The organism is Amycolatopsis lurida (assembly GCF_900105055.1).
Classification (GTDB): Bacteria; Actinomycetota; Actinomycetes; order Mycobacteriales; family Pseudonocardiaceae; genus Amycolatopsis; species Amycolatopsis lurida.
Genome location: NZ_FNTA01000004.1, coordinates 5,791,000 through 5,804,197, shown reverse-complemented (window position 1 = coordinate 5,804,197; position 13,198 = coordinate 5,791,000). Strand labels below are relative to the sequence as shown.

At 67.7% G+C, this 13,198-nt stretch carries 12 protein-coding genes; 6 read left to right on the top strand and 6 right to left on the bottom strand.

What is annotated here, in order from left to right:
• Nucleotides 1–50: 50 nt before the first annotated feature.
• Nucleotides 51–422: a MerR family transcriptional regulator gene (locus tag BLW75_RS32990; protein WP_034315350.1), complete on the bottom strand. Its 372-nt coding sequence runs from the start codon at nucleotides 420–422 to the stop codon at nucleotides 51–53.
• A gap of 64 nt (nucleotides 423–486) precedes the next feature.
• Here BLW75_RS32990 and BLW75_RS32985 point away from each other — a divergent pair, with 64 nt between their 5' ends.
• On the top strand, nucleotides 487–1,713 hold the full coding sequence (locus BLW75_RS32985; protein WP_034315347.1) for an MFS transporter: 1,227 nt from the start codon (nucleotides 487–489) through the stop codon (nucleotides 1,711–1,713).
• Here BLW75_RS32985 and BLW75_RS32980 read toward each other — a convergent pair.
• Nucleotides 1,634–2,530 (bottom strand): LysR family transcriptional regulator, encoded by an 897-nt coding sequence (locus tag BLW75_RS32980; protein WP_034315581.1) that lies wholly within the window; start codon nucleotides 2,528–2,530, stop codon nucleotides 1,634–1,636. The genes BLW75_RS32985 and BLW75_RS32980 overlap by 80 nt on opposite strands.
• Nucleotides 2,531–2,617: 87 nt before the next feature.
• Here BLW75_RS32980 and BLW75_RS32975 point away from each other — a divergent pair, with 87 nt between their 5' ends.
• On the top strand, nucleotides 2,618–3,955 hold the full coding sequence (locus BLW75_RS32975) for an aspartate aminotransferase family protein (protein ID WP_034315344.1): 1,338 nt from the start codon (nucleotides 2,618–2,620) through the stop codon (nucleotides 3,953–3,955).
• A 39-nt stretch (nucleotides 3,956–3,994) separates the two neighbouring features.
• On the opposite strand, the gene BLW75_RS32970 is transcribed toward BLW75_RS32975, so the two are convergent.
• Nucleotides 3,995–4,804, bottom strand: coding sequence for an alpha/beta fold hydrolase (locus BLW75_RS32970; protein WP_034315578.1), 810 nt, complete (start codon nucleotides 4,802–4,804; stop codon nucleotides 3,995–3,997).
• Between the two features lie 14 nt (nucleotides 4,805–4,818).
• On the bottom strand, nucleotides 4,819–5,673 hold the full coding sequence (locus BLW75_RS32965) for a bile acid:sodium symporter family protein (RefSeq protein ID WP_241783745.1): 855 nt from the start codon (nucleotides 5,671–5,673) through the stop codon (nucleotides 4,819–4,821).
• A 182-nt stretch (nucleotides 5,674–5,855) separates the two neighbouring features.
• Between BLW75_RS32965 and BLW75_RS32960 the strand changes: the two genes are divergently transcribed.
• Nucleotides 5,856–6,401 (top strand): DM13 domain-containing protein, encoded by a 546-nt coding sequence (locus BLW75_RS32960; protein ID WP_034315339.1) that lies wholly within the window; start codon nucleotides 5,856–5,858, stop codon nucleotides 6,399–6,401.
• A gap of 50 nt (nucleotides 6,402–6,451) precedes the next feature.
• On the opposite strand, the gene BLW75_RS32955 is transcribed toward BLW75_RS32960, so the two are convergent.
• Complete coding sequence (locus BLW75_RS32955) at nucleotides 6,452–7,081, bottom strand: TetR/AcrR family transcriptional regulator (RefSeq protein ID WP_034315335.1); 630 nt, start codon at nucleotides 7,079–7,081, stop codon at nucleotides 6,452–6,454.
• Nucleotides 7,082–7,141: 60 nt separating this feature from the next.
• On the opposite strand from BLW75_RS32955, the gene BLW75_RS32950 reads away from it, so the two are divergent.
• From BLW75_RS32950 to BLW75_RS32940, 3 genes are all read left to right on the top strand, one after another.
• A complete protein-coding gene (locus BLW75_RS32950; protein WP_034315333.1) occupies nucleotides 7,142–7,573 on the top strand; it encodes an RpiB/LacA/LacB family sugar-phosphate isomerase in 432 nt (143 codons plus the stop codon).
• A gap of 262 nt (nucleotides 7,574–7,835) precedes the next feature.
• Nucleotides 7,836–9,473, top strand: a complete 1,638-nt coding sequence (locus BLW75_RS32945) for a glycosyl hydrolase family 18 protein (RefSeq protein WP_034315332.1) — start codon at nucleotides 7,836–7,838, stop codon at nucleotides 9,471–9,473.
• 11 nt (nucleotides 9,474–9,484) lie between these two features.
• Nucleotides 9,485–10,852, top strand: a complete 1,368-nt coding sequence (locus tag BLW75_RS32940; protein ID WP_034315329.1) for a cellulose binding domain-containing protein — start codon at nucleotides 9,485–9,487, stop codon at nucleotides 10,850–10,852.
• A gap of 428 nt (nucleotides 10,853–11,280) precedes the next feature.
• On the opposite strand, the gene BLW75_RS32935 is transcribed toward BLW75_RS32940, so the two are convergent.
• Nucleotides 11,281–13,050 (bottom strand): chitinase, encoded by a 1,770-nt coding sequence (locus BLW75_RS32935; protein WP_034315326.1) that lies wholly within the window; start codon nucleotides 13,048–13,050, stop codon nucleotides 11,281–11,283.
• Between the last annotated feature and the right edge of the window lie 148 nt (nucleotides 13,051–13,198).

Here is a 13,198-nt window from a genome sequence, read left to right as displayed (position 1 = left end):
GAAAGCGCTTTCTCACCCTGTCAAGGCCGTGCGAGGAAAGTCCCTCCGGCTCAGGAAGCCGGGTCGTAGGCGCGGACCGCGTCGAGGTACTCGGTGATGGCGTCCCGGTTGCGGAGCAGGCATTCGGCGCGCCGGGTCATCCGGTCGCGTTCGGCCTCCAGGGTTCCGAGCATTTCCGGGGTCGCGTCCGGGAAGTAGATCTGCCGGGGTTTGTCCAGGCATGGCAGGATCTGCTTGATGATCCTGGTCGGCAGCCCGGCGTCGAGCAGTCCGCGGACCTGGATGACCCGGTCGACCGAGGGCTCGGCGTAGTCGCGGTAGCCGTTGGGCAGCCGCTCCGAGACGATGAGACCCTGCTCCTCGTAGTACCGCAGCAGACGGCGCGACGTGCCCGTCCGCTCCGCCAATTCCCCGATCCGCATGTGCGCCACCTCACCCCGGCCGACTTGACCTTCACATCTATGTGATGGTTCGAGCATACGGAGCATGACTGCGAAACTCCCACTCGGCGCGCTGCTCGCGCTGACCACGGCGGCGTTCGTCACCGTCCTCACCGAAGCCCTGCCCGCGGGGGTGCTGCCCGCGATGAGCGCCGGGCTCGGCGTCAGCGAAGCGGCGACCGGGCAACTGGTGACCGTGTACGCGATCGGTACCGCGCTGACCGCGATCCCCCTGTCGGCCGCGACCGCGGGCTGGCGCCGCAAACGCCTGCTCCTGACCGGAGTGGCCGGGTTCGCCGTCGCCAACACGGTCACGGCGCTGTCGACGAACTATCCCCTGACCCTCGGCGCGCGGTTCGTCGCCGGGATCGCGGCGGGCGTGGTCTGGGCGCTGCTCGCCGGTTACGCCCGGCGGCTGGCGCCGGAACCGGTGCGGGGCAAGGCGATCGCCGTCGTGATGACCGGTATCCCGCTCGCGCTCTCGCTCGGCATCCCGGCCGGCACCTTCCTCGGAGGCCTCTTCGGCTGGCAGGTGACGTTCTCTCTCATGTCGGTGCTCGCGCTCGCCCTGCTCGGCTGGATCACGCTGGCCGTGCCCGACTTCCCGGGGCAGGACCGGGGCGGCAGGCTCCCGGTGCGCAGGACCCTCGCCGTCCCGGGCGTGGCCGCGGTCCTGTTCGTGACGCTGACGTTCGTCCTTGCGCACAACATCCTCTACACCTACATCGCCACCTTCCTCGAACACGTGTCGATGGGCGGCTCGGTCGATCGGATCCTGCTGGTGTTCGGGCTGGCGTCGATGGTCAGCATCTGGTTCGTCGGTCTCTTCATCGACCGGCGGCTGCGCCCGCTGACCGTCGCGGGCACCCTTCTCGTTGCGGCCGGAGCGACGATTTTGGCGCTGCTGGGCGATAATCCGGCGCTGGTCTATGTCGCGGTGACCCTGTGGGGGCTCGGCTGGGGCGGGATCCCGACGCTGCTGCAGACCGCCGCCGCGCAGGCGGGCGACAAGGGCGGTGCGGCGGACATCGCGCAGGCCATGCTGGTCACCCTGTGGAACGCCGCGATGGCGGGCGGCGGGATCGCCGGCGGCGTCCTCCTCGACGGCTTCGGCGCGGAGTCGTTCCCCTGGAGTGTCCTGGTGCTGCTCGTGCCGACGCTGGCCGTGGTGCTCGTGGCGCGGCGGCACGGGTTCACAGCGGCAGTTCCGGATGACTCCGGATCGCCTCGAGAACCAGGTCGACAGCGGCGCGCGGCGCGGACCCGCGCCTGATCGCCGCGGTGATGGAGCGGTCGACCGGCGTCGCGAGCTCACGGGTCGCGACGCGGTAACGCCGGTCGACGGCGAGGCCGGGCAGGAGCGCGATCGAAAGCCCGGCCTCGACGTGCTGCAAGGTCATCATGTAGTTGCTGAACCGGGCGATCACGCGCGGCTCGAACCCGGCTTCGCGGCAGAGCCGGGTGGCGAGGTTCGCCATGTACGACTGCGGGACGTCGAACGCCCAGGGCTCGCTCGCGTAGGCGGCGAGGTCGGCGGGCCCGCGGCCCGCCGCCGGATGCCCGGTCGGGACGACGAGCACGATCGGATCCGTCGCGAGCGGCACGAGTTCGACGTCGGGTCCCAGCGGCTGTTCGACGAAGTCCGTGGTGGTGATGATGACGTCGGCGTCACCGACGCGGAGCGCGGGCATGCTGACGTGCGGTTCGAGTTCGAGCAGTTCGATCTGCAGGCGCGGATGCGAGCGGGTCAGCCGGTTCACCGCGGGGACGGCGATGGTGTGGATCGAACTCTGGAAGGCGCCGAGGCGGACGAGCCCGGCCGGTCCCTCACCGAGACCGCGTAATTCGGCCTCGACGGTGTCCATGTGGTCGAGAATCTCCCTCGCGCGGCGGGCCAGCATCCGCCCGGCCGGGGTCAGCCGGACGCGGCGGCCGGTGCGCTCCAGCAGCCGCGTCCGCGTCTCGGCTTCGAGGACCGCGAGCTGCTGGGACACGCTCGACGGGCTCAGGTTGGCCGCTTTGGCGACCGCGCGGACGGTGCCGAGCGTGTCCAGCCTGCTCAGCAGGCCGAGCCTCCAGGGGTTGAGCATGAACGCCATTGTTGTACGAATCAGCCGAACAGCACAGCCGGAATCGTGAGATGGACGTGTCGCTCGGAGGCGGCTTACCGTCGGGGCATGGCTGCTCCGATCACCGACCTGTCCTCCACCGACCGTTTCTGGGCCGACGCCGACCGGCACCTCGTGCGCTACGCCGGGGCCGGCGATTTCACCCGCGAGATCATCGACCACGCCGCCGGGAGCTACCTGTTCACCGAATCCGGGCGGCGGATCCTCGACTTCACCTCCGGGCAGATGAGCGCGATCCTCGGGCATTCGCATCCCGAGATCGTCGAGACCGTCCGACGGCAGATCGGCTCGCTCGACCACCTGTTCAGCGGGATGCTGAGCCGCCCCGTCGTCGACCTCGCGCGACGGCTGGCCGAGACTTTGCCGTCACCGCTGGAAAAGGCGCTGCTGCTGACCACCGGTGCGGAGTCGAACGAGGCCGCGATCCGGATGGCGAAACTCGTCACCGGGAAACACGAGATCGTGTCATTCGCCCGGTCGTGGCACGGGATGACGCAAGCGGCGGCGAACGCGACCTACAGCGCGGGCCGCAAGGGCTACGGCCCGACCGCGCCCGGCAACTTCGCCATCCCCGCGCCGAACGCCTATCGACCGGATTTCCTTACTCCGGAAGGGGAACTGGACTGGAAACGACAACTCGACTTCGGGTTCGAGATGATCGACGCCCAGTCCGTCGGCAGCCTCGCGGCCTGCATCGTCGAGCCGATCCTCAGCTCGGGCGGGATCATCGAGCCGCCTGTGGGTTATTTCGCCGCCCTGCAAGAGAAGTGCCGCGAACGCGGGATGCTGCTGATCCTCGACGAGGCGCAGACCGGCTTGTGCCGCACGGGAAACTGGTACGCCTTCGAACGCGACGGTGTCGTCCCCGACATCCTCACCCTGTCCAAGACGCTGGGCGCCGGCCTCCCGCTCGCGGCGGTGATCACGAGCGCCGAAATCGAGCAGGAGGCGCATGACCGCGGCTACCTGTTCTTCACCACGCACGTGGCGGACCCGCTGGTGGCGGCCGTCGGGAACACCGTCCTCGACGTCCTCACCCGCGACCGGCTCGACGAACGCGCCACCGAACTGGGCGCCTTCCTCCGCCGCGGCCTCGACGACCTCGCCGCCCGTCATCCCGTCGTCGGCGACATCCGTGGGCGGGGCCTGCTGGTCGGCGTGGAACTCGTCGTGGACCGGGCCACCAAGCACAGCTCCGACGAACTCGGCGCGCTGGTCACCCGGCGGTGCCTCGAACTGGGGCTGCACATGAACATCGTGCAGTTGCCGGGAATGGGCGGGGTGTTCCGGATCGCTCCCCCGCTGACCGCGACCGAGGACGAACTGTCGGAAGGGCTGGCCGTACTGGATCAGGCGATCGGGGACGCCGGCGCGCGCTGGTCTTGAGGTCGGCCTCGTGAGTGGTAAGGACGGTTAGAACCGTCCTTACCACTCACGAGCCCGGAAGTCCCGAAGCAACCGAGCGACCTCGCCCGGCCGCTCCAAGAACGGCGAGTGCCCGGCGTCCTCCACGACCTCCACGCGGGCCCCGACCGCCGAGTACCGCGCGAAAGTCTTGTCACAGTCGTAAAAACGGTCCCGTCGCCCAAGAATCACCAAGCACGGCAACGCCAAAGCCGCCAGCTGCTCGTCCAGCGGACGAGCGGCCAGCACTCTCGCCCGGTCCACGAGAACCACCCGGGCCATCGCCGGCGCGGTGACGGCGTGATCGGCCAAGTCCTGCGAGGGATCGTCGAACCAGCCGCCTCGGCGGAACCGGGAAGCGAACCGCACCCATCTCCGGTCGGCGACCCGCCGCACCAGGGCGCTGACCATCGGCAGCAACACCGCACTGCCCGGTGGGAAGGACGCGTAGCTGTAGTCCGGCGCCTGTCCGATGAGCACCAGCGAACCGACTCGCGGGGAGATCGCGGCCAGCGCCACCGCGACGTCCGCACCGAAGGAGTGACCGGCGACCAGGACGTCCTCGACATCCAGCGAGTCGAGCACGGCGGCCACCATACGCGCCTGCGACGCCGCGTCGAAACCCGAAGAACCACCGGTGCACCCGTGTCCCAGCAGATCCACCCGGATCACCCGATGCCGCGCGGCCAGGCCGACGGTGAGCCTGTCGAACCAGTGCACCGACCCGCAATACCCGTGCAGCAGCACCAACGGCGGCCCGGCACCGTCCTGCCGGACGTGGACGGCGACGCCGTTCACGTCGAGGAGTTCACCAATGGGGAGGCGGGGCACTTCCACAACGTAACTCAGACCGGCGCGCTCTCCCGGCTGCGGGACAACAGGACCGCCGCGATCCCGGCGGGGAAGAACATGAGCACGCCGTAGATCCCGGCCGGCACGGCCATCGCCTTGTCACCGAGCACGGAAATCGCCACCGCGATCGCGAGGGTGGCATTGTGGACGCCGATCTCCATGGCGGAAGCGATCGACTGCCCGCGGTCCACCCGGAACAGTCGCGGCACGTAGTACCCGATCGCGAGGCTGAGCACGGAAAGCGCCAGCGCCACCGGCCCGAGCGTCCAGATGTTGTCCACCAGCGTCCGGAATTCCTGCGCGATCGCCGCCGCGATCACCAGCACGAGCACCACGGCGGAGCCGATCTTGACCGGTTTGCGCATCCGCTCGGCCCAGTCGATGAACCGGTGCCGCACCGCCATCCCGATCACGACCGGGATCAGCACGATCGCGAACACCTGCACGAATTTCGCGGGCTGGAGCCCGACAGCGGCACTGCCGTCGAGGAATTGGGCCATCGACAAGCCGACAACCAGCGGCAAGGTGAACACGGCCAGCACGGAGTTGATCGCCGTGAGTGTCACGTTGAGGGCGACGTCGCCGCCCGCGAGATGACTGAACAGGTTCGCCGAGGTCCCGCCGGGCGAGGCGACGAGCAGCATCATGCCGACCGCGAGCACGCCTCCGAGACCGAACACCAGGATCAGGCCGACACAGATCACGGGCAGCACGATCATCTGGCACACCAGCGCGATGACGGCGGCCTTCGGGTACTTCAGCACCCGCGTGAAGTCGCCGACGGTCAGGGTCAAGCCCAGCCCGAACATGACCAGTGCCAGCGCTACCGGCAGGAGGATGGAAAACATCGCCGAACCCATCGAGGGGCCTCCGTCCGATATGCCCTTTTCAGATCGGCAATCGTGTCAAGCGGCGTGACCGGGGTCAAGGCACCGACACCCAGCCGTGACCCCACCCGATCGGCATCGTAAGAGTTCGGTAATCGCCCGAACCGGGCGATTAGGACGGTTCGCACGCTTGAATGTCCCCCATGAAACGCAAGCGGGTGCTCGCCGTGGTGGCGGTCGGACTGGTGGTGGCGGTGGCCGCGGGCCTCTACTGGTTCCAGCCGTGGAAGCTCTGGGTGAACGAAACGGTCCAGGAGGCCGCGCCCGTCGTCGCCCAGCCCTCGGCTCAACCGACGGCCCAGCCTTCGGGAAGTGCCACGCCCGCCCCGAAAGAGCCCTCGGTCGTGGCCACCGGCGCCTTGATCAGCCACGAGCACACGACCAGTGGTGACGTCCGGATCCTGCGCGGGGCCGACGGATCACTGGTGCTGCGCTTGGAGAACCTCGACACGAGCAACGGACCGGATCTGCGGGTCTGGCTCACCGACGCGCCGGTCATCCCCGGCAAGGACGGCTGGTTCGTGTTCGACGACGGCGCATACGTGAGCGCCGGGAAACTCAAGGGCAACAAGGGAAGCCAGAACTACACGCTGCCCGCCGGCACCGACCTGGCGCGCTATTCGAGCGTGACCATCTGGTGCGAGCGGTTCAGCGTCTCGTTCGGCGCGGCCGCGCTTACCAGGGTCTGACAGCCAGGCGAAGCCTGTCCGTTGAGGGTGGCGGCGGGGCGGGGTCCGGGCTAGGCGAGCCGGTCCACGGCGTACTCCATCTCCGCGCGAACGGCACGCAGATCGATGCCACCGGGATCGATGATCGAGGCCACGGCGATCCCGCGCAGCTGCCCCACCAGTGCCGCCGCGTACGCGTCGGGGTCGCGGACGCCGGTGATGGAGCCGTCCGCGAGCCCCGCGGCGACGGTCTGCGCGATGGCGAACCGGTACCGGCGGTCGGCCTCGGTCATCGCCGACCGCACCGCCGGATCACCGACGGTCGCGTCCGTCCAGAGCACCACGAACGCCCGGTTCAGCGGCGGCATGTCGGTGAGCAGCTCGAAGAAGACGTCCAGCAGGGCCCGCAGCATGTCCATCGGGCTCGGGGTCAGCCCGCCGGTCCGGGTGGCGACGGCGGCGCCGAAGACATCGGCGAACTTCTCCGCGGCGAACTCGACGAGCCGCTGGACCAGCGTCTCCTTCGAGCCGAACAACTGGTAGACGACGCCGCTGGGGTAGCCGGTCCTGGCGCAGATCATGCCGATCTTGAGCCGGGCGAAACCTGCCTCGCCGATGAGGCGGGCGGCGGTGTCGAGAATCCGTGTCCGTGCGATCTCCTGGTCACGCTGGACCTGGTGCTCCTCCGCAGACGAGTCCACGCCGCGATCCTCCCATGACTTCCGGTTCGCCACCGGTCGACGCGGCGTTACGATCCGGACATGAGGATCGCCTTCGCCGCCGACGACCGCAACGCCACGACGGACGCCGTCCAGGCGTATCTCGCCGAGGCGGGCCACGAGGTGTTCCGCCCGGCTACATCCGACGTCTGGCCCGAGCTCGGCGCGGCGGTGGGCAGGGCGGTCGCGGAAGGCGAGGCCGATTTCGGCGTGGTGATGTGCTGGACCGGGACGGGGACGGCCATCGCGGCCAACAAGGTCCCCGGCGTCCGCGCGGCGCTGGCCTGGGACACCTGGATCGCCGCCGGCGCGCGTAAATGGAACGACGCCAACGTGCTGGCGCTGAGCCTCAAACGGCTGGCCCCCGACGTGGCCGTCGAAATCACCGAGGTGTTCCTTTCCGGTGTCCTGCCCGACCCCGACGAATCCGCGAATATCGCCCGGCTCGGCGAAATGGACGAATTCCGTCGGTGACCGGCACCGAACCAGTGAACGGTTAACGCTGTCGAACGTATTAGGCCGTTCGCAGGAAAATCACCACTCTACGTAGTGATGCTTCCCATATTGGTCCAGACCACGTACCGTCTCCCGCAACAAAGCGTTCCGCCATGGAGGTGGTCGATGAAGACGCATCCCCGCCTGCCCGGCTCCGGCCGCGGCAACGCGATGTCGCTGATTTCCCTTTGACGAAATCATCTCCAAGATCATTTCCCTGCACCGGGTTGTAAGGAGTGAAATGTCGAGAAAAAGATGGCATCTGGTCGGCCTGTTCACGGCCGTGGCGGCGCTGGCGGTCGGTCTGGTGACCGTGCCGGCGAACGCGGCCGGTGGCGTCGGAGCCACCCTGACCAAGGGGTCGGACTGGGGCTCCGGCTGGGAAGGCAAGTACACGATCACCAACAACTCGGGATCGAGCCTGACCAACTGGACCCTCGAGTTCGACCTCGCGGCGGGACACTCGATCGCTTCGCTGTGGGACGGCAGCTACACCGTCTCCGGCCAGCACGTGACCGTCAAGAACACCTGGAACGGCAACCTTTCCAACGGCGGTTCCACCAGCTTCGGCTTCAACGTCAAGTACTCCGGCGCCTACACCGCGCCCGCCAACTGCAAGATCAACGGCGGCTCGTGCGATCCGGGCGGCGGTAACCCGACCACGACGCCGACCACGCCGACCACCACGACGTCCAATCCCCCGACGTCGACCAGCACGAGCAATCCGCCGACCACCACGACTTCGAACCCGAACCCGGGCGCGAAGAAGAACCTCGGCTACTTCGTGCAGTGGGGCGTCTACGGCCGCAACTATCACGTGAAGAATATTCACACTTCCGGTTCCGCGGCCAAGCTGACGCATATCAACTACGCGTTCGGCAACGTCACCAACGGTTCCTGCACCGCGAACGACGACACCTACGCCGACTACGACAAGTTCTACGACGCCGGGTCCAGTGTGGACGGTGTCGCGGACTCGTGGGACGCGGGCTCGCTGCGCGGTAACTTCAACCAGCTGCGCAAGCTGAAGAAGATGTACCCGGGCCTGAAGGTGCTCTGGTCGTTCGGCGGCTGGACCTGGTCCGGCGGCTTCGGCCAGGCGTCGAAGAACCCGGCCGCGTTCGCGGAATCCTGCTACAAGCTGATCAAGGACCCGCGGTGGGCCGACGTCTTCGACGGTATCGACATCGACTGGGAGTACCCGAACGCCTGTGGCCTGACCTGTGACACCAGCGGTCCCGCCGCCATCAAGAACGTGGCACAGGCGCTGCGCACCAAGTTCGGCTCCTCGTTCCTGGTCACCGCCGCGATCACCGCGGACGCCAGCAGCGGTGGCAAGATCGACGCCGCCGACTACGGCCCCGCGTCGGCGTACTTCGACTGGTACAACGTCATGACGTACGACTTCTTCGGCGCCTGGGCGGCGCAGGGACCGACGGCCCCGCACTCGCCGCTGACGTCGTACCCCGGCATCCCGCAGCAGGGCTTCACCTCCGACGACGCCATCCAGAAGCTCAAGGCCAAGGGTGTCCCGGCGAGCAAACTGTTGCTGGGTATCGGTTTCTACGGCCGAGGCTGGACCGGCGTCACCCAGGACGCCCCGGGCGGCACCGCGACCGGCGCGGCACCGGGCACCTACGAGGCGGGCATCGAGGACTACAAGATCCTCAAGAACAGCTGCCCGTCGACCGGCACGATCGCGGGCACCGCGTACGCGAAGTGCGGCAACAACTGGTGGAGCTACGACACTCCCGCGACCATCAACGGAAAGATGGGCTGGACCAAGAACCAGGGTCTCGGCGGCGCGTTCTTCTGGGAGCTCAGTGGTGACACCACCAACGGTGAACTCGTCACGGCCATGCGCAACGGCCTGAACTGAGAGGTTCGACAGTGGGCAAGCGGACTTGGATCCAGGCCGTCGGCCTGGCCGCCGCTGCCGCAACGGCCGGCGCGGTCCTCGTGATCGCGCCGGCCTCCGCGGCCGGCGGCGTCGGCGCCGCCTTCAGCAAGGGTTCCGATTGGGGCTCCGGCTGGGAGGGCAAGTACACGATCAGCAACAATTCCGGATCGAGCCTTCCCACCTGGACGGTCGAATTCGACCTCCCCGCGGGGCACTCGATCGCTTCACTGTGGGATGGCAGCTACTCGGTCTCCGGGCAGCACGTGACGGTGAAGAACACCTGGAACGGCAACCTGTCCAACGGCGGCTCCACCAGCTTCGGCTTCAACGTCAAGTACTCCGGGGGTTACGTCGCCCCGGCGAACTGCAAGATCAACGGTGGTTCCTGCGATCCGGGAGGTGGCGGCCCGACCACGACGCCGACCACACCCACCAGCACGACCACGACCTCTCCGACGACGACCACGAGCACCCCGCCGCCGCCCGGCGGCCGTGGCGCGCCGTATCTGTACATGGGCTGGGGCAGCCCGCCGAATCCGCAGACGGTGATGAACGCGACCGGGATCAAATGGTTCACGATGGCGTTCATCCTGTCGTCCGGTGGGTGCAATCCCGCCTGGGACGGCAGCCGTCCGCTGCAGGGCGGGGTCGACGCGAACGCGATCGCGCAGATCAAGGCCGCGGGCGGGCAGATCGTGCCGTCCTTCGGCGGGTGGAGCGGCAACAAGCTCGGCCCGAACTGCTCGACGCCGGAGGCGCTCGCCGGGGCCTACCAGAAGGTGATCGACGCCTACGGTCTCAAGGCGATCGACATCGACATCGAGAACACCGACGAGTTCGAGAACGCGGTCGTTCAGGACCGCGTCCTGAACGCGCTGAAGATCGTGAAGGCGAACAACCCCGGTATCCAGACCATCCTGACCTTCGGCACGACGACCAGCGGCCCGAACTCCTGGGGCAACCGGCTCATCGACCAGTCGAAGGCACTGAACGCCGGGATCGACGTCTACACGATCATGCCGTTCGATTTCGGTGGTGGCGCGGACATGTACGGCAACACCATCCGGGCGGCGAACGGCCTGCGGGACAAGCTGAAGTCGACCTTCGGGTGGAACGACGCCACGGCGTACGGCCACCTGGGCATCAGCGGGATGAACGGCCTTTCGGATCAGCGGGAACTGACGAGTCTCGACACCTGGACGCGGATCACCGACTGGTCCAAGACCAACAAGATCGCCAGACTCGCGTTCTGGTCGGCCAACCGTGACCGGGGCTGCCCGAACGGCGGGGTCGCCGAGAACTGCAGTGGTATCGCACAGAACGACTGGGACTTCACGCGGATCACCGCGGCCTTCTGACGTCCCCTTCGAACCGCGGGCCCGCACCGATGCTGCACGGTGCGGGCCCGCTCCTTTCTCTCGCGACCAGAGGACTGATCGCGGGAGGTCGCGGCAAGTACGTGAAGGCCTCCTTCATTGCGTCTAGCGCAGTGAAGGGGGCCTTCACGTACTTGCGGAACGCCACAGTGACCACAATGGTCACCGGAGTCCTCAGCCCCGGTCCGTGAAGGCCTCCTTGCCTACTTTGAGGGCAGGGAAGGAGGCCTTCACGACGCCGCGATCCTGTGGTGACGGATGGGTAGTTCCTCCAGAGCGCCCGTCAAGTACGTGAAGGCCCCCTTCATTGCGTCTAGCGCAGTGAAGGGGGCCTTCACGTACTTGCGGATGACCACAATGGTCACCGGAGTCTCAGAGCCGGTCCGTACGCTCGCGAAAGCCGGGAGCGCTCAGGGCAGAGCGTTCAAGAACGGCTCGTGCGCGTTCTGGAACTCCCATCCGTAGTACCGGTCCCAGTTGATCGACCACGTCATCAGCCCGCGCAACGCCGGTGAGGCACCGCCACGCAAGGAATACGACCCGCATCCGGAGTTCTTCACCAGGCAGTTCAGCGCCGCATGCACCGCCGCCGGCGCGGTGTGCCCGTTGCCCGCGCTCACCGCCGCGGGCAGGCCGAACGCGATCTGGTCCTCACGCAGCCCCGGGAACCGGAAGCCGGTCGAGGACACCGTGAAACCCGCCTTGATCATGTCGGTCATCGCGATGTGGAAGTCCGCGCCGCCCATGAAGTGGTACTGGTTGTCCAGCCCCATCACCGGCCCGGAGTTGTAGTCCTGGACGTGCAGCACGGTCAGCGCGTCCCGCATCGCGTGGATCACCGGGAGGTACGAGCCCGTCCGGTTGTCGGCGCCGCCGAGGCCGCCGTAGTACTGGTATCCGGTCTGCACGAAGAACGTCTCCGGCGCCATCGTCAGGACGAATCCCGCACCGTAGCGGGCTTTCAGCGTCTTCAGTGCCGAGATGAGGTTGACGATCACCGGCGTGGTCGGATTGCGGAAGTCGTTGTCACCGGAGTTGAGGTACAGCGAGTGTCCCTCGAAATCGATGTCGAGCCCGTTCAACCCGTACCGGTCGATGATCGCGGACACCGAACTCACGAAAGCGTCCCGAGCCGCGGTCGTGGTCAGCTGGACCTGGCCGTTCTGGCCACCGATGGAGATCAGGACCTTCTTGCCCTGAGCCTGTTTCGCGCGGATCGCGGCGATGAAGTCCGCGTCGCTTTCCACGGTCGGGCATTCCGCGACCGGGCACCGCGTGAAGCGGATGTCACCGGAGGTCACCGAGGTCGGTTCACCGAAGGCCAGGTTGACGATGTCCCACGCAGCCGGGACGTCGGCCATCCGTGTGTAGCCGGAGCCGTTGGCGAAACTCGCGTGCAGGTAGCCGATCAGCGCGTGCTTCGGCAGGCCGGAGTCGACGCAGCCGGAAGTCGTAGCGCCGACCTCGGTGGTCTTCGGCGATTCGCCTGTGCTGTTGTACGCGGCCACCGAATAGGTGTGTGACGAACAGGCCGTCAGCCCCGAGATCGTCGCCGAAGTCCCGGTCACCGTCGCGACCACCTTGCCTGCCTCGTACACGCGATAGCCGGTCACCGTCCCCGCCGAGGCGCCCCACGAGAGCGCGATCGACGAGTTCGTCACCGTGCCCACGGCCGGATTCCCCGGTGCGGGCGGCGCGCCGGGGGTGCCACCGCCGGGCCCGTCGAGACTGATGTCGTCCGCGTAGAAGGTGCCCGACCCGTACCAGCCGTGGACGTACACCTCCGCCGTCGTCTGCGTGGCCGACGTCGTGAACGAAAGTGACAGCCGCGTGTAGGAGGTCGCCGCGGTCCAGGTCGACGGCCCGCCGGTGACCCCGAGGTACACCGGGTTCCCGTTCACCCAGGCGGACACCGCGTAGGTCGTGTTCGGCTGGACGGATACCGTCTGTGCGCATTTCCCGATCGTCGAGCCGGGCGTGACCGAAACGGCGTACCCGCCCGAACGGACCGGTGTGGTCACGGCCGCGCCCGCCGCGCAGGACCAGCCGGACGTCGAACCCGCCTCGAAACCGGGATTGAGGAGCAGGTTGGCCGCGCTCGCGGTGCCACCACCCGTGACCAGGCCGGTGAAGACGAGCACCAAAACGGCCAGAAATGACAAGGATCTGGAACGCCTCATCGCGATTCCTCCGTGGAAGGGCGGCCTGCCGCCGCGCTGGGCTAATTGTCTAGACCAATCTGGCGAAAGTCCATACCCCGGGGACACCAGGGCCGAAAGACCCGACTACTCCGGGCTGCTTTACCGGTGTGACGCGCGGACGCGCTCC